The 16854-nt window shown below is 60.9% G+C and carries 19 protein-coding genes; 15 read left to right on the forward strand and 4 right to left on the reverse strand.

Going from position 1 to position 16854, the window contains the following annotated elements:
* Nucleotides 1-211: 211 nt before the first annotated feature.
* The 8 genes from Q1A44_RS09115 (at nt 212) to Q1A44_RS09150 (ending at nt 5285) form a co-directional block, all read left to right on the forward strand.
* Complete coding sequence (locus Q1A44_RS09115) at nt 212-604, forward strand: RidA family protein (protein ID WP_299623276.1); 393 nt, start codon at nt 212-214, stop codon at nt 602-604.
* Nucleotides 601-939, forward strand: coding sequence for a hypothetical protein (locus tag Q1A44_RS09120; protein ID WP_299623280.1), 339 nt, complete (start codon nt 601-603; stop codon nt 937-939). The genes Q1A44_RS09115 and Q1A44_RS09120 overlap by 4 nt, the downstream gene beginning before the upstream one ends.
* Entirely contained in the window at nt 936-1331 is a 396-nt protein-coding gene (locus Q1A44_RS09125; RefSeq protein ID WP_299623283.1) for a cupin domain-containing protein, read from the forward strand. Before Q1A44_RS09120 ends, Q1A44_RS09125 begins: the two co-directional genes overlap by 4 nt.
* The gene (locus tag Q1A44_RS09130; protein WP_299623287.1) at nt 1328-1819 is read left to right on the forward strand and encodes a DUF6497 family protein; all 492 of its coding nucleotides are present in this window, start codon (nt 1328-1330) and stop codon (nt 1817-1819) included. The genes Q1A44_RS09125 and Q1A44_RS09130 overlap by 4 nt, the downstream gene beginning before the upstream one ends.
* Nucleotides 1820-2009: 190 nt before the next feature.
* Nucleotides 2010-2153 (forward strand): hypothetical protein, encoded by a 144-nt coding sequence (locus Q1A44_RS09135; RefSeq protein WP_299623289.1) that lies wholly within the window; start codon nt 2010-2012, stop codon nt 2151-2153.
* Nucleotides 2154-2213: 60 nt separating this feature from the next.
* Nucleotides 2214-2570 (forward strand): hypothetical protein, encoded by a 357-nt coding sequence (locus Q1A44_RS09140; protein WP_299623293.1) that lies wholly within the window; start codon nt 2214-2216, stop codon nt 2568-2570.
* 358 nt (nt 2571-2928) lie between these two features.
* A complete protein-coding gene (locus tag Q1A44_RS09145; RefSeq protein WP_299623296.1) occupies nt 2929-3135 on the forward strand; it encodes a hypothetical protein in 207 nt (68 codons plus the stop codon).
* A 104-nt stretch (nt 3136-3239) separates the two neighbouring features.
* Entirely contained in the window at nt 3240-5285 is a 2046-nt protein-coding gene (locus Q1A44_RS09150) for an acetyl/propionyl/methylcrotonyl-CoA carboxylase subunit alpha (RefSeq protein ID WP_299623299.1), read from the forward strand.
* Between the two features lie 82 nt (nt 5286-5367).
* On the opposite strand, the gene Q1A44_RS09155 is transcribed toward Q1A44_RS09150, so the two are convergent.
* A complete protein-coding gene (locus tag Q1A44_RS09155; protein WP_299623303.1) occupies nt 5368-5820 on the reverse strand; it encodes a DUF4174 domain-containing protein in 453 nt (150 codons plus the stop codon).
* A gap of 166 nt (nt 5821-5986) precedes the next feature.
* Between Q1A44_RS09155 and Q1A44_RS09160 the strand changes: the two genes are divergently transcribed.
* From Q1A44_RS09160 to Q1A44_RS09190, 7 genes are all read left to right on the forward strand, one after another.
* Nucleotides 5987-6922, forward strand: a complete 936-nt coding sequence (locus Q1A44_RS09160) for a hypothetical protein (protein WP_299623308.1) — start codon at nt 5987-5989, stop codon at nt 6920-6922.
* The gene (scpA, locus tag Q1A44_RS09165) at nt 6885-9014 is read left to right on the forward strand and encodes a methylmalonyl-CoA mutase (protein ID WP_299623311.1); all 2130 of its coding nucleotides are present in this window, start codon (nt 6885-6887) and stop codon (nt 9012-9014) included. The genes Q1A44_RS09160 and scpA overlap by 38 nt, the downstream gene beginning before the upstream one ends.
* 78 nt (nt 9015-9092) lie before the next feature.
* A complete protein-coding gene (locus Q1A44_RS09170) occupies nt 9093-9701 on the forward strand; it encodes a VOC family protein (protein ID WP_299623315.1) in 609 nt (202 codons plus the stop codon).
* The gene (locus tag Q1A44_RS09175) at nt 9698-10189 is read left to right on the forward strand and encodes a GNAT family N-acetyltransferase (protein ID WP_299623319.1); all 492 of its coding nucleotides are present in this window, start codon (nt 9698-9700) and stop codon (nt 10187-10189) included. The genes Q1A44_RS09170 and Q1A44_RS09175 overlap by 4 nt, the downstream gene beginning before the upstream one ends.
* Before the next feature lie 9 nt (nt 10190-10198).
* The gene (locus tag Q1A44_RS09180; protein ID WP_299623323.1) at nt 10199-10879 is read left to right on the forward strand and encodes a molecular chaperone DjiA; all 681 of its coding nucleotides are present in this window, start codon (nt 10199-10201) and stop codon (nt 10877-10879) included.
* Nucleotides 10879-11883, forward strand: a complete 1005-nt coding sequence (locus tag Q1A44_RS09185; protein WP_299623327.1) for an endonuclease/exonuclease/phosphatase family protein — start codon at nt 10879-10881, stop codon at nt 11881-11883. The genes Q1A44_RS09180 and Q1A44_RS09185 overlap by 1 nt, the downstream gene beginning before the upstream one ends.
* 17 nt (nt 11884-11900) lie before the next feature.
* Entirely contained in the window at nt 11901-12266 is a 366-nt protein-coding gene (locus Q1A44_RS09190) for a hypothetical protein (RefSeq protein WP_299623331.1), read from the forward strand.
* A gap of 4 nt (nt 12267-12270) precedes the next feature.
* Here Q1A44_RS09190 and Q1A44_RS09195 read toward each other — a convergent pair whose 3' ends face one another.
* The 3 genes from Q1A44_RS09195 to Q1A44_RS09205 all read right to left on the reverse strand — a co-directional run bounded on the left by Q1A44_RS09195 (nt 12271) and on the right by Q1A44_RS09205 (nt 16852).
* Nucleotides 12271-13821, reverse strand: a complete 1551-nt coding sequence (locus tag Q1A44_RS09195) for a Ppx/GppA family phosphatase (RefSeq protein WP_299624226.1) — start codon at nt 13819-13821, stop codon at nt 12271-12273.
* Nucleotides 13822-13959: 138 nt separating this feature from the next.
* The gene (locus tag Q1A44_RS09200; protein ID WP_299623334.1) at nt 13960-16128 is read right to left on the reverse strand and encodes an RNA degradosome polyphosphate kinase; all 2169 of its coding nucleotides are present in this window, start codon (nt 16126-16128) and stop codon (nt 13960-13962) included.
* 40 nt (nt 16129-16168) lie between these two features.
* Complete coding sequence (locus Q1A44_RS09205; RefSeq protein ID WP_299623338.1) at nt 16169-16852, reverse strand: chromosomal replication initiator DnaA; 684 nt, start codon at nt 16850-16852, stop codon at nt 16169-16171.
* Nucleotides 16853-16854: the final 2 nt, after the last annotated feature.

The following is a 16854-nucleotide window of genomic DNA, read 5'->3' on the forward strand; positions in this document are numbered from 1 at the left end:
ACCAAGTTGTCGTGGTAATGATTTGGCCGCGTGTCGCCAACACCGGCACATTCGTGCCTGTGGAGCAGTCCAAAGTAGACGTCCAAGCGGCCTATAGCAGCGCAAGATGTCGTGGCGTGAGACACTTCGGATAAGGATTGAGCCAGACCAGCATCCATGTGGACCGGTTCCATCGGCATGTGGATGCACCGGCAAAGAAAGACTGTTGCAAATGCCTGACTTCCACCTCCTCTCAAACGGCCCTCGCCCTGTCGCGCCATTCTCCCATGCCGTGGAAACGGACGGCTGGGTGATCCTGACCGGGCAGATGCCGACCGATCCGGAAGCCCCCGATGCGCCGCTTCCCGAGGGCGTCGCGGCGCAGACGCGCCGCGTTATGGACAATCTGGAGCTTATCCTGAACGGCCTTGGCCTCGACCTGAGCCATGTCTTGCAATGCCGTGCGTATTTGACGGAGTTCGAGCGGGACTATGCGGCCTTTAATGAGACCTATCAGACCTACTTTCCCGAAGATCGCCGCCCCGCCCGCACCACCATCGGCGTGACCGCCCTCGCGGTCGGCGCGCTGGTTGAAATCGACTGCATCGCAAAGCGCCCGACATGAGCAACGGTTGGCATATCATCCAAAGCGAGGGCAGCCTGACCCTGTCGCGCCGCCTGCCGCCGCGCTTTGATTTTGCCGTGCAGACTGAGCTTCCTCAGGGCAATCCACGCCGTCTGGCCCATCAAATCCGCCAAGATCTTTGGCGGGCGCTGCAAGACGTCCGAGGGTTCTCGCCAGTGGTGCAACTGGATCAGACGCCCGGGGGCTGGACCGTAACGGCTGGTGGACGCGCCTCGGGCAAGATCGCGGCCGCAATCCAGGCCAAGGCCAATGCAGTCCTTGAACACCCAGGCAACCGTGCCCGGTGGCTGCGCCATGCAAGGATCACGCCATGAGCCTTTGGAAAAACCAGTCTTTCACAATCGCCCATGCCGATGATGGGAAATTTGAGGGGGCTGGGCTGCGCCCGTTTTTCGAATACCGCCAGCTCGGCATCGCCGAGGCCACGAAGGGTACTTATGGTGCGCACGTGATCCGAGCCGTGCCGGGAATGGAAAGCCCCGGCACCTGGCACACCCACGATCTGGAGTTCCAGATGGTCTATGTCACCCAAGGTTGGGTCGCTTTCGAATATGAAGGGCAGGGTGAACATACGCTGCGGTCTGGGTCCTGCGTGTTGCAGCCACCGGGGATCAAACATCGCGAAGTGCGCCATTCCGATGACATGGAACTGCTTGAAATCACGTCGCCTGCCGTATTTGAAACAACCGAAACCGTTGCACCATGATGACCAATCATGTTAACCGCTTGCAACTGCAGACAGTGCGCCGGTTTTCCGCGCGCGCCGCAGCCCCGGAGGGAGGAGCCGGACGCCAGCAATGGCGCGGGTTCCGGGGCTGCGCTTTTATTACCGCGATCCTAACGGCTCCCCTGATGGCAACAGCCCAGACGGTGCCGTCCGGGCAACCCCTGACCTTGACCGAGGTTCTGCAAGACAGTGTTGGCAACGAGGCTTGGCTCCGTTTCCGCTTTGTGGCACCGCAGATCGCACGGGACGCGGCTGCAATAACCTATGCACAAGCCGAAGGCGATTTCGTGCATCTGTGTGACAGCGTGGCGCGCCCCTATATGGCGGAATTTGCCCTGTCTGCGGATGTGATTGTCATCACCCTGATGGATCGCCCTGTCGCCTTTGGTTCGCCCGATCCCGAGGCCACACAGTTTATCGAAGCGTTCCGAATTGTGGATAACGCCTGTATCTGGGATGAATTCTGATGGTGTTAAGGCAAACAGCCTCTCGGGAACCATATGCGGCTTTGCGGCCACAAACCGCGCAAGCCTTTGCGGACCCATATCTTTTCGCCCGAAAATCCCGTATGGATGGCGCAAGGAGCTCCCAAGGCTCCGTTACCTCGCATCGGGCGGGCCGCCGCGCGCGCCTCAAAGTTGACTACAGGAGAGACAGATGTCGAAGAGCATCAAAGTGTTGGGCCTCGTTAGCCTCATGGTTCTGGTCGCCGCATGCGGCCGCAACAATCAAGAAGAATTTGTGGTTGTCGATCCCGAGCCCATCAGCGTTGAGCCCGTCCACACCGGCAAGTTCAAGTAATACCACAGGGCGGGCGCCAGAGCCCGCCCTGACACACCGCCTCTTCGCGGAGGCCAGCCCATGCTAAAACACCGCGGATTTCCGGGCCGATTGGCCGGAACAGATTTCCAATTCACCATCCGACGTCCGAACCCCAAGGGGGTCACCGCGATCACGCGGCGCGAGCGCTTTTCCGACCGTCGCCCGGCGGACAAACGCGCCGATGCCGCCTTTTTCGCGGCGCTTTGGGCGCAGTTCGGGGATGAACCGTTTGAGCGCGGCAACCTGGATGCCGGCCGTTTGTCGTGGCTTTTTGGTCGCGAGGTTATTGCGGCCACCGACCCCTTTGACCCGGCTGATTACGAGGCCCTTCTGGTCATAAACGAGCCTTTGGCCCGCGCCAGCTTTCCTGACGCGTTCGAGGAGGACTGGACATGACGGCTGCCCCCGCCATCGGCACGTTTTTGCCAGAGAGTTCCCGGATGTGGCGAAACCCGGCTCATTTCTCGGGCGCTTTGAAACGGGGCTTTGCGTGGCTGACCTGCGCGTGCCAACGTGATGACACAGCATCGGCTTCCCCAAGTCCTGCCGGTGCTGAGTACCATTTCCGTACCCCTTCCCCTGGCGGGCAGCAGACACCTGTCGGTGCCCTGCTGCCCGTCTCTTTTCGTACAAAAACAATGGCTTGGCGGATTATTGCGCGAAATCGCATGTCGTTCGATTGCGATTTGCAGGAACCCTTGGACGTGGCAAGCGTTAGCGACGCAGACCACGGATCAAAACAAGGAGCAGTCCCATGCGCATCAAATCAACAACCCTTGCGGCCACCATCGCTCTGGCAGGCCTTGCGGCTTGTGGGGACACAGTGGGCGAACAAGCTGTCATTGGCGGCGCGGTTGGTGCCGGTGCCGCAGCCGTCACAAGCGGTAGCGTCGTCACAGGTGCGGCCGTCGGCGCGGCTGGCAATCTGCTCTACTGCGAGCTCAACCCCGGCAAATGCTGACACACAAGCGCGTCTGACGCGCTTCCATCCACACTTGATAGACTCCGTTCGGCAGGTGGCCGGGCGGAGTTTTTGCGTTCTGACGACACTCAAAGAGAGGCCCCATGTTTGAAAAACTGCTAATCGCCAACCGGGGCGAAATCGCCTGCCGGGTTATCAAGACTGCGCGCAAGATGGGGATTTCCACTGTCGCGATCTATTCCGATGCGGATGCCAAGGCGTTGCATGTGCAGATGGCGGATGAGGCGATCCATATCGGCCCACCCCCTGCCAACCAGTCTTATATCGTCATTGACAAGGTGATGGACGCGATCAAGGCCTCTGGCGCGCAGGCCGTGCATCCCGGTTATGGTTTTCTGAGTGAAAACAGCAAATTCGCCGAGGCTCTTGAGGCGCAGGGCGTCGCCTTTGTCGGCCCACCCGTGGGGGCGATTGAAAAGATGGGTGACAAGATCACCTCGAAGAAGATCGCTCAAGAGGCGGGCGTGAGCACCGTGCCCGGCTATATGGGCCTGATCGAGGACGCGGACGAAGCCGTCAAAATCTCGAATGAGATTGGCTATCCGGTGATGCTCAAGGCCTCTGCCGGCGGTGGCGGCAAGGGCATGCGGATCGCCTGGACGGATGACGAGGCCCGCGAGGGGTTTCAAAGCTCAAAGAACGAGGCGGCCAACAGCTTTGGGGATGACCGAATTTTCATCGAAAAATTCGTGACCCAGCCCCGCCACATTGAAATTCAGGTACTCTGTGACAGCCACGGCAATGGGATTTACCTTGGCGAGCGCGAATGTTCGATCCAGCGCCGCAACCAAAAGGTTGTCGAAGAGGCACCCAGCCCCTTCCTCGACGAGGCGACCCGCCGCGCGATGGGTGAGCAGGCCGTGGCCCTGGCCCAGGCGGTCGATTACGCCAGCGCAGGCACCGTTGAATTTATCGTGGACGGCGACAAAAACTTCTACTTCCTGGAAATGAACACCCGACTTCAAGTGGAACATCCGGTTACTGAACTCATCACCGGCGTGGACCTGGTGGAGCAGATGATCCGCGTGGCCGCAGGCGAAAAGCTCAGCATCACGCAGGACGACGTGACCTTGACGGGTTGGGCCATCGAAAACCGGCTTTATGCCGAGGACCCATATCGCGGCTTTCTACCGTCCATCGGCCGTCTGACCCGATATCGGCCCCCGTCCGAGGTCGCCTCTGGCCCGCTGTTGGACACCGGCAAGTGGCAGGGCGATGCACCCGCAGGCCCCACTGCTGTACGCAATGACACCGGCGTCTATGAGGGCGGCGAGATCAGCATGTACTATGACCCGATGATAGCCAAGCTTTGCACCTGGGGCCCGGATCGGGCCACGGCGATTGAGGCGATGCGCGTGGCACTCGACAGTTTCGAGGTTGAAGGGATCGGCCACAACCTGCCCTTCCTAAGCGCGGTCATGGATCATCCTATCTTTATCGCGGGCGACATGACCACCGCCTTTATCGAAGAGCAATATCCCGACGGCTTCGAGGGTGTGACCCTGTCGGACACCGACCTGCAACGTGTGGCAGCCGCCTGTGCCGCAATGCACCGGGTGGCCGAGATCCGCCGCGCACGTGTGTCGGGCCGCATGGACAACCACGAGCGCAAAGTCGGCTCGGACTGGAATGTCTCTGTGCAGGGGGTGTCGTTTGATGTTGTGATTGCGGCCGATACCGCCGGGGCGACGGTCAGCTTTGATGATGGCACGTCTTTGCGGGTGACGGGCGATTGGACGCCGGGGGATCAACTGGCGGTGATGTCGGTGGATGATGCGCCCTTGGTACTGAAAGTCGGCAAAGTATCAGGCGGCTTCCGTATCCGAACGCGCGGAGCGGACCTCAAGGTGCATGTGCGCACCCCGCGCCAGGCCGAATTGGCCCGGCTCATGCCAGAGAAAACGGCGCCAGACACGTCCAAGATGCTGCTTTGCCCGATGCCGGGTCTGGTCGTCAAACTGGACGTGGCCGAAGGCGACGAAGTGCAGGAGGGCCAGGTGCTTTGTACCATCGAGGCGATGAAGATGGAAAACATCCTGCGCGCCGAGAAGAAAGGTGTCGTGTCCAAGATCAACGCAGGTGCAGGCGACAGTCTGGCCGTTGACGACGTGATCATGGAATTCGAGTGATTTTCACAGCAGACATAAGCGTGCCGCACCTTGCGGATGTGGAGGCGGGGTTAACGCCGCCTTGTCGGCTTATGTCTGCTGTTTATCCTTCCGGATCGACCCGGCGGTCTCGTATTTCGCGTTGGCGCATGGGCATTTTGTCAATGGTGCGTGACAATTCGCGGACATCCCAGGGGAAGGGTTTGCGCAACTTCACGCCCCCATCCTTGCCAATCAGCACCAGCATGAACCCACGGGGCCGTAGTTTTTCGCGCAGCGGACCCACCGCTTGGGGGTCGGTATCGACCAGAACAACCACATCCCGTTCGGCCAGATCATCGGCCCGGTCGCGCAGATATTCCATCTGTAGGCTGAAATTGGGGTCATTCGGGCTGTCAGCAAAGACGATGATTGGCCGCTTTTCCCAGACAAATTGCGTCAAATCGCTCACATCCGTGTCGACATACACGAATGGGTCGGCGGCTCCAGGCTCATCGGCTGCCTGTGCTGCGACCCCGAAAAAACTCGCTAGAACAATGGGTAAAAGCTGTTTCATGCATCCTCCTGCTGGGTGCAATGTAGAAGGTTTTTTGCCAATTGCGACGGGTCCTCGCGTCAATTTTAGCATTAATGGGTCTGCAAGGCCGCATCTGTCACATGTCCGTCGACCCGCGCGCGCCCAAATGCGCGATGCGGGGTTCGTTCAAAAGGACAGGGCTGGCATGAGACTTATTCTTCACATTGGCGCACATCGGACCGGCACCACCAGTTTTCAAAGCTATATGCGGCGTCACAGTGCCGAATTGTCGGATGCAGGCATTGGGTTCTGGGGGCCCGTACGTACCCGCAAGGGGCTTTTCTCCGGCATTCAGCCGACGCCGGGCCTGGGGCTTGACGCAGCACGCCGGGCGCGCGGGCGGATTTTGTTGCAGCTGGACAAAGCCTCCAAGCGTGGGGTGCAGACCCTTGTGATCAGTGACGAAAACATGATGGGATCGTGTCGCCGCAACCTGCGAACGGGCCGTCTTTATCCCGATGTGGGAGAGCGGATTGCCCGCTATGTCGCGGCCTTTGACAACCGTATAGACACGGTTGCGCTGTCTGTGCGCGCCCTTGATCACTTCTGGACATCCGCTGCAGCCTACGGGGTGCATCGCGGCCATGATGTGCCTGATGCGGCCCAGTTCGAGCAGATTGCCAGCGACACACGCAGTTGGCGCGACGTGGTTGCGGACGTGTCCTGCGCCGCCCCAAAGGCCGCAATAAAAGTCTTGCCGTTTGAGCGGTTTACAGATCGTGCGGATCGGTTCCTTTCCGCAGCCGCAGACTGCCCGGCGCCGCGCGATGACGACCCAAGATGGCTCAACCGCTGTGCCGACGCGCGCGCCTTGCGCCTGTGTCTGTCCGAACGCGGCTCGGACCCTGATGCTGTCGCACAGGACGAGGGGCGCTGGAGCCCGTTTAACATAGGACAACGCGCCGCCCTGCGCGAAACATACGCTGATGACATGCATTGGCTGATTGCCGGGGCCAATGGCCTGGCCACACTGAAAGAAGATGCGGACCGCACACGCGCAGGGCACACCCTGCCACCCGGTTCAGAGAACAGAGGACATCCAAATGACATCGAAAAAAGACGCCTGGCGCAGCCTGGCTGAAGGCGAATTGCGTGGCCGTCCGCTGGACGACCTGACCTGGAAGACCCTCGAAGGGATCGAGGTTCAGCCGCTCTATACCGAGGATGATCTGGCGGAGGTCGATCACCTTGGCACCATCCCGGGTGAGGGGCCATTCACCCGAGGCGTCAAGGCCACGATGTACGCCGGTCGTCCTTGGACGATCCGCCAATATGCGGGCTTTTCCACGGCCGAGGAATCTAACGCCTTCTACCGCCGCGGTCTCGCTGCGGGTCAGCAAGGTGTATCGGTTGCCTTCGATCTGGCGACGCACCGCGGCTATGACAGTGATCACGAACGGGTTCTGGGCGATGTGGGCAAGGCCGGTGTGGCCATCGACAGCGTTGAAGACATGAAGATCCTGTTTGACGGCATCCCGCTGGACAAGGTGTCGGTCTCCATGACCATGAACGGGGCGGTGATCCCGATCCTGGCCAGTTTCATCGTCGCGGGAGAAGAACAGGGCGTGGACCGTGCGGCGCTTTCGGGCACCATTCAGAACGACATTCTGAAGGAATTCATGGTCCGCAACACGTACATCTATCCGCCCGAGCCCTCGATGCGGATCGTGGCGGACATCATCCAATACACATCCTCGGACATGCCCAAATTCAACTCGATCTCGATCTCGGGCTATCACATGCAAGAGGCCGGCGCGAACCTGGTGCAAGAGCTGGCCTTTACCCTTGCGGACGGGCGCGAATATGTGCGCACCGCCATCGCCAACGGCATGGATGTTGATAAATTTGCAGGTCGCCTGTCGTTCTTTTTCGCTATCGGCATGAACTTTTTCATGGAGGCGGCCAAGCTGCGCGCTGCTCGTCTACTCTGGCATCGTATCATGTCTGAGTTTGAACCCAAGAACCCCAAATCCTCGATGCTGCGCACCCATTGCCAGACCTCTGGGGTCAGCCTGGCCGAACAGGACCCTTACAATAACGTGGTCCGCACTGCCTATGAGGCCATGTCGGCGGTGCTGGGCGGCACGCAAAGCCTGCACACCAATTCGCTGGACGAGGCCATCGGCCTGCCGACAGATCATTCGGCGCGCATCGCGCGCAACACGCAGCTGATTTTGCAGGAAGAAACCGGGGTGACCAACGTTGTCGATCCGCTGGCGGGCAGCTATTACGTCGAAAAACTGACCCATGATCTGGCCGAAGCCGCCTGGGAGTTGATCGAAGAAGTCGAGGCGATGGGTGGCATGACCAAGGCGGTGGCCTCCGGCATGCCCAAACTGCGGATCGAAGAGGCGGCAGCGACCCGTCAGGCGATGATCGACAAGGGTGACGAGGTTATCGTGGGCGTCAACAAATACCGCCGCGACAAGGAAGACCCGATTGATATCCTCGATATCGACAACGCCGCCGTTCGCGCCAGCCAGATCGAGCGTCTGACGCGCATCCGCGCTGAACGTGATGAAACAGCCTGCACCGCAGCCCTTGAGGCGCTGACAGCAGGGGCGGCCACAAACGGAAACCTTTTGGAACTGGCGGTCGAGGCCGCGCGCGCACGTGCCACGGTGGGAGAGATCAGCATGGCCATGGAAAAAGTGTTCGGGCGTCACCGGGCCGAGGTTAAAACCCTCGCTGGTGTCTATGGCGCGGCTTACGAGGGCGACGCAGGCTTTGCCGCGATCCAGAAATCGGTGGAAGACTTCGCCGAGGCCGAGGGCCGTCGCCCCCGTATGCTGGTGGTCAAGATGGGCCAGGATGGTCATGACCGGGGCGCCAAGGTCATCGCGACGGCCTTTGCCGATATTGGCTTTGACGTGGATGTGGGGCCCTTGTTCCAGACGCCGGCCGAGGCGGCGCAGGACGCGGTGGACAACGATGTCCATGTCATCGGCATCTCCAGCCAGGCGGCGGGTCACAAGACGTTGGCCCCGCAACTGGTTCAGGCTCTCAAGGACGCAGGGGCAGAGGATATTATCGTGATCTGCGGCGGCGTGATCCCGCAGCAGGATTACCAATTCCTTTACGATGCAGGGGTCAAGGCGATCTTTGGTCCGGGCACGAATATCCCCGATGCAGCGCAGGATATTCTGACGATCATCCGTGAGACGCGCAGCTAGGGTTGCAATCGTTGTAAAATCGGCCCCAATGTGGGCGTCCTTTCAGGGACGTCCTCAAGCAATGGGTGGGCCAAGGATATGATATTCGACCATTTGGTTGTCGGCGCGCAAAGCTTGGCTGAGGCACAAGCCCATGTGGAGGCGGCACTGGGCATCGCGATGCAGCCCGGCGGCGAACATGCGGTGTTTCAGACCCACAACGCTTTGATGGGGCTTGAGGATGGGCTTTACCTTGAGGTGATTGCGCCCAACCCTGCCGTCGATCCACCCACACGCCCGCGTTGGTATGCCCTGGACAGGTTCGCGGGCCCTGCACGCCTGTCGAACTGGGCTTGCGCTGTTGACGATATGGACGCGGCCTTGCCACAGATGCCGGATGGTGCGGGTGCACCAGTCGCCGTGCGGCGCGGGGACTTGTCCTGGCGCATGGCCGTGTCGCAGACAGGCACCACCCCTTTTGACAACCTTTGGCCAGCCTTGATCGAATGGCCCCCGGGCGTACATCCTGCGGGCAAGCTTATGCCCACCGGCATCCGGCTGCGCCGGTTCACCCTCGTGCATCCGCAAGGCCAGACTTTGCGCGAGAAACTGTTTGGCCAAATTGCGGATGACCGTGTCGCTGTCGAAGTTGGCCCCGTCGCAATGCACGCCGCGTTCGCGACACCCCACGGGGACCGCAGCCTGTGATCCGGCCCGCGACCTCCGTTGATGCTGCTTGGATCACAGATCTGTGGAACGCGGTCATCGACGGCTCCCTAATCACCTTCACCACGGTTCCGAAAACGCAGGCAGGTATCGCGGAATTGATCACCACCCGCCCGGTTTTTGTGTTGAGCGATCAGGGCGGGTTCGCCACATACGGTCCATTCCGGGACGGCCCCGGCTATAGTGCAACGGTCGAGCATACGGTGATGCTGGCCCCTCACGCGCAAGGACAAGGTCAGGGCCGGGCTTTGATGACCTACTTGATGGATCACGGGCGCGAGGCTGGCAAACATATCATGGTCGCCGGGATCAGCGGTGCCAATCCCGGCGCTGTCGCCTTTCACGAGCGGCTCGGATTTCAGCAGGTCGGGCACATGCCCGAGGTCGGGCGCAAGGCACAGCAATGGCTCGACCTGATCATGATGCAAAAACATCTCAATCCGCCTGACAGCGCCGCGCACACACGGTAGGGTGCGCGCATGTCACTTTGGTCTCGCATATCCGACGCGCTGTCTGCTCTCTCTGCCGGAGAGGGGCTGACAGCCGTTTTCGACAAGCTGCGCGCGCCGCCCGAACGCAGCGTGGCCTTTGCCATCGCGGTGATCGCTCTGGGGGCGAAAATGGCCAAGGCCGACGGGCAAGTGACCCGCGACGAGGTCACCGCCTTTCGCGAAGTGTTCCATATCGCGGCCAAGGATGAGGCGGGCGCTGCGCGTGTTTTTGATTTGGCAAGGACAGATGTGGCGGGTTTTGAGGAATATGCCACGCGCATCCATGCGATGTTTTCGGGCGAACGTGAAACGCTTACCGACCTTCTCGAGGGGCTGTTTCACATCGCGATGGCTGACGGGTTCTATCATCCGAACGAGGATGCATTTCTGGAACGGGTTGCGGCGATTTTCACGGTGCCCGACCGCGAATTCAAGGCGCTCAGGGCGCGTTTTGTGCCCGATGCAGTGCCTGATCCCTATTCGGTGCTGGGTGTGGCCCCGGACCAACCGGTTGAGGAGATCCGCTTGGCCTGGCGCAAACTGGTGCGCGAAAACCACCCCGATGCGATGATGGCGCGTGGCGTGCCTGAAGAGGCGGTGCGCCTCGCCGAAAAGCGCATGATCGACATAAACCGCGCGTGGGAAGACATCCAGAGCAGTGCCCGCTGATGCGGTTGGCCACTTATAACATCGAATGGATGAACAGCCTTTTTGACGATGCGGGCACACTGCTTGACGACGACGGGTGGTCAGGGCGCCATGGTGTGACGCGCGCGGCTCAAATCGGCGCTTTGCGCACGGTTTTCAGCGAACTGGACGCCGACGCGATCATGATCGTCGAGGCCCCCGACAGCAGCAAATCCCGCGACACGGTCCGCGCCCTTGAAGCGTTCGCGGGTTTTGCGGGCCTGCGTGCGCGCAAGGCAGTCATGGGGTTCGCAAATGATACGCAGCAAGAGATCGCATTGCTTTACGATCCCGACACCCTGACGGTCATTCACGATCCCCAGGTGGGCCCGAACGCGCCGCGTTTTGACGGCAGCTTTGCCATCGATCTGGATATTGATGCCCACGAGGACACCGTCGTCTTTTCCAAGCCGCCCCTCGAACTCACCGTTGAAACCGCCAGCGGATTTGCCTTTCACATGATTGGGGCGCATCTGAAATCCAAAGCGCCACACGGGGCCAAGACCCGTGATGAGGTCATGCGGATTTCCATCGCCAATCGGCGCAAACAATTGGCTCAAGCGATTTGGTTGCGCGCGCGCGTGGCCGCCCATCTGGAAGAGGCAACGCCACTGATGGTTCTCGGTGACCTCAATGATGGCCCCGGCCTGGACGAATACGAACACCTCTTTGGGCGCTCCTCCGTCGAGATCATTCTGGGCACCGATGGCGCACCGCCGCTTTTTGATCCGCATGCCGCCCGCGCGCTGCAGCGCAAGCTGGGGGCCGTTCCGACGACGGCACGATTCTGGATCAGGCCGGAAAAGCGGTTTTTGCAAGCCTTGCTGGACTACATAATGGTGTCGCCGGATCTGGCCGCCCGCGCGCCTGCCTGGCGCATCTGGCACCCGCTGGATGATCCGGGCTGCTGGGCCAAACCTGCGCTGCGCGATGCGCTGGTTTTGGCCTCTGACCATTTCCCGGTAAGCTTGGACATCGACCTGTGAGGCTCCATATGACAACCATGAAACGCATCATTTTGATTGTATCGCTTGGGTTGGCGACGCCCGCCATGGCGCAGGACGAGGGCGACGGCCTGTCCCTGATGGAACGCGGCGCGCAATTGCTCATGGAGGGGCTATTGCAAGAGATGGAGCCGACGCTGGACAACCTGCAAGATCTGGCAGAGGATTTTGGCGCTTCATTTGAGGCGTTTACGGCGCAGATGGGTCCGGCGCTGCGCGATCTTATGGCCGAGGTCGAGGACTGGAGCGTTTATCACCCGCCCGAGATGCTGGAGAACGGCGACATTGTCATCCGTCGCAAACCGCGCGAGAACGACACAGCGCCCGAGGCCGAAGCAGAGCCCGAAGAGCCAATCGACATCTGATCCGCTAGTCGCGACGCGTCTTGACCTTGATCTCAGCCTCCAAAGAGGCGGCCAGTGAATTCAGGCGGGCTTGTGCGACTTCGCCAAACAGGGGCATGGCATCAGGTGACAAGCGCAGTTCAAGCTGTTTCTTTTTCGGAAACCAGCGGAAATCGCCCCGATCCGCATCTTTTTCCATCCACAGCATCGCCCCAAACCGCATGGCTTTTCCAACGATCAGCGCGTCATGCTGGGCCTTTTCGTCGATCAGGTCATAGAGGCCCTCGAAATGGGTGCCCTCGCGCTTGTTGGAATAGCGGTGCAACAGGGCCAGACCCAAAAAGATGCGTTCGGAATGCTTTAGCCCGCCCAGATTTGCACGGGTTGCGTTGTCGAAACAGACCTCGGCCCTGTAATCGGGATGGGCGCGCCAACTGACATCGTGCAAGAGGCAAGCAGCTTTGATCATCCGCTTGCGGCTGAACGGGGCAGAGCGGAAAAGAGGCTCGATGAAAGTGTAGAGCAGTTTGCCAAAGCCGGGCATGCGGGCGTCTTTGGCCTCGGCAAATCGGCACGCTTCGATCAGTGGGTCGCGGTCGCGCAGCCGCTGGGGCATCTGCTCGTAAAGCATACCCTCGCGGATACCATAGCTGGACACGGCGATGTCTTGTGGGCGGAAGGTCTTGACCAGCCGCCAGAGCACTTCAGTCGCCAGGGGGACCAGTGCCATCCGGGCCGAAGAGATGCCGCAATCGGCGCGCAGGGCCTCGTGATCGGGGTGATCCGCGATGAACTTGGCCGTGCGCGAGACGGCGCGCGGCGTCATGCGGTATTCGTGCAGCACATGCAGCGGATAGCCACGTCGAAACATGTCGACCCGCGCAATGGCGCGCCACGACCCGCCTACCAGAAATAGCCGATCGCGCTGGGTCCCCATGGCCGCGTGCAGGTTTTCGACGGTTGTTTTGATATGCGCGCGGCGCCCCTTTTTGCCGCCCTTGACCGTTTGAAGTTTCAGCGGGCCAAGGTCAGAGGTTTCGCGGCGGCCAACATGGCCGCCTGAGATTGCGGCAAGTTCCATTGACGAACCGCCGATATCACAGACCAGCCCGTAAGATCCGGGCCAGCCCAGGAGTACCCCCTGGGCCGACAATCGCGCCTCTTCGCGCCCGTCGATTGTGCGCACGAAGAGACCGGTTTCGCGGGCCACATCGGCGCAGAAATCGGGCCCGTCGATGGCATCGCGCACCGCCGCCGTGGCCACGACAGACAGGCCCGACAGCCCCATGCCTTCCGCCAGTCGTTGAAAGCGGCGCAGGGCGTTGAGGGCCCGCACGCGGCCTTCTGGGTTGAGGTGGCCGGTGTCAGAGAGGCCCGCGCCCAAGGCGCACATGATCTTTTCGTTGTAGAAATAAGCGGGCGAGCGGGCGGCCCCATCAAAGACGACCAATCGGACCGAGTTTGATCCAACATCGACCACCCCGACCCGTGCCAGCGCCCGTGCGGATGGGTCTTCGAACAAGGGGCGCCCGAACAGACCGCCATCCGTGCCTTTCGGCTCGACCACTACGTTCATGAACCCCCCGTGGCGCATGTGTTTTGTCCAGTGATGGACCAAGGGTTGCCGTGGGTCAATGCGCGGATTGGCCCGGCGGGTGGCTCTGTTTCTCGCCTGCGGCTCGAAAAGCGCCCACCCACCGACCCATGGGTGCCCTTAATCCTCGGTATGTGTGAGTTGCGGAACGTCCGAAGCGCCCGCTGATCCACGTCCCGAGAGGGATGGGTTTTCCATGAAGAACCGATGGCAGTTAAAGGCAAATTCGCCCTCGCGCACATCCGGTCGGGTGAACTGGCCATCCGGCCCCATGACCCAGCTTTGCGCCACATCAGCGAGGTTGGCGGCCATCACCTGGCTCACGATCTGGGCCTTGACCGTGGCGTTCTCAATCTCGATCAGCGTCTCGACCCGCCGGTTCAGGTTGCGCCCCATCCAGTCAGCGGACGAAATGAACACGCGCGCCTTTTTCGAGTTGAGCCCAAAGCCGTTGCCAAAGCACACAATTCGGGAATGTTCCAGAAACCGGCCCACGATGGATTTGACCCGGATGTTTTCCGACAGCCCAACGATCCCCGGCCTGAGCCCGCAAATGCCCCGCACCACCAGACTGATCTGCACGCCTGCCTGGCTTGCGGCATAAAGCGCGTCGATGACCTCGCTGTCGATGATCGAGTTCATCTTGGCCCAGATTTCGGCAGGTTTGCCCGCGCGGGCATGTTCGGCTTCAGCCGCGATCATGTCCAACAGCCGCGGCTTTAGTGTCGTGGGCGAAATGGCCAGATTGTCGAGGCCCTCTGGCGGAGCATAGCCAGACAGGTAGTTGAACACTTTGGTGGCGTCGCGACCCAGCTTTGCGTCGCAGGTAAAGAGAGAAAGGTCAGTGTAAATCCGGGCGGTGATGGGATGGTAGTTGCCGGTGCCGTAATGAGTATAGGTCACCAGTTCCTTGCCCTCGCGGCGCACCACGGTGCTGATCTTGGCGTGGGTTTTCAGGTCAAGAAAGCCATACACCACATGGGCGCCGGCACGCTCAAGTCGCCGCGATTGCCGAATGTTGGCCGCCTCGTCAAACCGGGCTTTCAGTTCTACCAGGGCCGTGACGGATTTGCCGTCCTCGGCGGCCTCGCACAGCGCCTCGACAATCGGGGATTTTTTCGACGTGCGGTACAGTGTCTGTTTGATCGCAACCACGTTGGGATCAATGGCCGCCTGATGCAGGAAGCGCACCACCATATCGAAGGTCTCGTAAGGGTGATGCAGCAGCATGTCCTTCTGGCGGATGGCCGCGAACATGTCGCCTTCAAAGTCGCTGACCCGTTCCGGCACGCGGGGCGTGAAGCTGGGCCAGAGCAGATCGGATCGGGCGTCAGTTACAAGCTCGCTCAGGTCGGACATGCCGATCATGCCATCCAGTTCGATCACCTCGGCGTCGCTGACGCCAAGTTCGTCCATGATCACGGCCATCAGCTTGGGCGGTGCGCCCGCCGAATGGGTCAGGCGCACAACCTCGCCGCGGCGACGACGTTTCAAGGCCACCTCGAATTCGCGCACCAGGTCTTCGGCCTCGTCCTCGACCTCCAGGTCGCTGTCGCGCAGCACGCGAAACTCGAAATGCGCCTTCAGTTTGTAGCCGGGAAATAGCATGGGCAGCTTGAGCAGCAGCAACTCTTCGAGTGGTAAATACCGGATCGCATCGCCGGGCAGCGACACAAAACGGTCGATCTGGGCGGGAATGGGCAGCAGCGCCTGCAAGGTGCGCTTGTCCGATTTCCGCTCCATCTGGAGGGCGAGGGCATAGCCGGTGTTGGGAATGAAGGGAAACGGGTGTGCGGGGTCAATCGCCAGCGGCGACAGGACCGGAAAAACCCGCGACAGGAACACGTCATCGAGATGTTTGACCTCGGTGTCTGTCAGGTCATCCCGGCGCAGGATCGAGATGCCTGTGCTTTCCATTTCGGCCTGCAGTGCGGTCAGCGTTTCCTGCTGGGTTTTCATCAGGTTGCGGGCGTCTTCGTTAATCAACACCAATTGCTCGGCAGGGCTGAGCCCGTCAGCGGCGGGGGTGGTGTTGCCCGCATGGGCCAATTCGCGCAGGCCCGCTACGCGCACGGTGTAAAACTCGTCCAGGTTTGTGGCCGAGATCGACAGGAACCGCAGCCGTTCAAGCAGAGGCACACGAGGGTTTGCAGCCTCTTCCAGAACGCGCCAGTTAAAGCCCAGCCAGCTCAGCTCGCGGTTAAAGAACCGCCCGGGCCCGGTCGGGTCCAGATCAGGCAGGTCTACGGGTGCGGGAAACGGGGCTTGCAGGAAATCGGCGTTTGTCATGAGGGCCTTATGGCGGCTGGGTGTGACGGTTGAGTGACGTTTATCCCCCAGAGGTGGTGTCCTTGTCCAGCAGCTCGGCGGCCAAGCTCCGGGTTATGGGCCGTTTGCGGGCCAGGCTTGTGGCATCCAACGTGGCCACGATATCGCGCGCTGCGGCAAAGCTGCGCTCCATATGGGTCACAAGATAGGGGATCACATCCGGGCGCGGTGTCAGCTGTCGATCAGCAAAGAGCTTGGCCAGAACCGCGCCCAACAGCGTGTCATCAGGCGCGTCCAGCGCGGCATGGGCAGCCGCGTCCACCCGGCTCTGGAGGTCAGGCAGGCTAAGCCGCCACAGGTTGGGGGCGGCCACACCGGTCATCAGCAGGGGCAAGGCGGCACTGTGCAGCAGGTTGTGCAGGTGAAACAGAGCCGTCTGGGCGGTCATATCGGCGCGGATCGTATCCACGCCTTCAACGGCGACAGGGTGTTGGGCCAAGGCGTCGATGTCTTGTTCGGCCAGGTCCATGGCCATCACGATCCGCGCACCCGCTTCGCTGGCCCAGACATGGGTCAGATGGCTTTTGCCAGAACCCAAGGGGCCGGTCAGCGCAAGCTTTGCCAAAGGCCAGGACGGCCAATTGTCGATCATGGCCAGTGCCACGGCATTGGACGGGGCAACCATGAAATCATCACGCCCCAGCGCCGCACGCGCGGGCAGGTCAAATCCCAATTGGACTGCCATGG

The sequence above is a fragment of the uncultured Tateyamaria sp. genome (assembly GCF_947503705.1).
Classification (GTDB): Bacteria; Pseudomonadota; Alphaproteobacteria; order Rhodobacterales; family Rhodobacteraceae; genus Tateyamaria.

Coding starts and splice junctions, on each gene's coding strand:
- Q1A44_RS09115 (WP_299623276.1), top strand. CDS start 212: ATGCCTGACTTCCACCTCCTCTCAAACGGCCCTCGCCCTGTCGCGCCA.
- Q1A44_RS09185 (WP_299623327.1), top strand. CDS start 10,879: ATGCGGTTGGCCACTTATAACATCGAATGGATGAACAGCCTTTTTGAC.
- Q1A44_RS09120 (WP_299623280.1), top strand. CDS start 601: ATGAGCAACGGTTGGCATATCATCCAAAGCGAGGGCAGCCTGACCCTG.
- Q1A44_RS09135 (WP_299623289.1), top strand. CDS start 2,010: ATGTCGAAGAGCATCAAAGTGTTGGGCCTCGTTAGCCTCATGGTTCTG.
- scpA (WP_299623311.1), top strand. CDS start 6,885: ATGACATCGAAAAAAGACGCCTGGCGCAGCCTGGCTGAAGGCGAATTG.
- Q1A44_RS09150 (WP_299623299.1), top strand. CDS start 3,240: ATGTTTGAAAAACTGCTAATCGCCAACCGGGGCGAAATCGCCTGCCGG.
- Q1A44_RS09125 (WP_299623283.1), top strand. CDS start 936: ATGAGCCTTTGGAAAAACCAGTCTTTCACAATCGCCCATGCCGATGAT.
- Q1A44_RS09180 (WP_299623323.1), top strand. CDS start 10,199: ATGTCACTTTGGTCTCGCATATCCGACGCGCTGTCTGCTCTCTCTGCC.
- Q1A44_RS09130 (WP_299623287.1), top strand. CDS start 1,328: ATGATGACCAATCATGTTAACCGCTTGCAACTGCAGACAGTGCGCCGG.
- Q1A44_RS09170 (WP_299623315.1), top strand. CDS start 9,093: ATGATATTCGACCATTTGGTTGTCGGCGCGCAAAGCTTGGCTGAGGCA.
- Q1A44_RS09155 (WP_299623303.1), bottom strand. CDS start 5,820: ATGAAACAGCTTTTACCCATTGTTCTAGCGAGTTTTTTCGGGGTCGCA.
- Q1A44_RS09190 (WP_299623331.1), top strand. CDS start 11,901: ATGAAACGCATCATTTTGATTGTATCGCTTGGGTTGGCGACGCCCGCC.
- Q1A44_RS09205 (WP_299623338.1), bottom strand. CDS start 16,852: ATGGCAGTCCAATTGGGATTTGACCTGCCCGCGCGTGCGGCGCTGGGG.
- Q1A44_RS09200 (WP_299623334.1), bottom strand. CDS start 16,128: ATGACAAACGCCGATTTCCTGCAAGCCCCGTTTCCCGCACCCGTAGAC.
- Q1A44_RS09195 (WP_299624226.1), bottom strand. CDS start 13,821: ATGAACGTAGTGGTCGAGCCGAAAGGCACGGATGGCGGTCTGTTCGGG.
- Q1A44_RS09140 (WP_299623293.1), top strand. CDS start 2,214: ATGCTAAAACACCGCGGATTTCCGGGCCGATTGGCCGGAACAGATTTC.
- Q1A44_RS09160 (WP_299623308.1), top strand. CDS start 5,987: ATGAGACTTATTCTTCACATTGGCGCACATCGGACCGGCACCACCAGT.
- Q1A44_RS09145 (WP_299623296.1), top strand. CDS start 2,929: ATGCGCATCAAATCAACAACCCTTGCGGCCACCATCGCTCTGGCAGGC.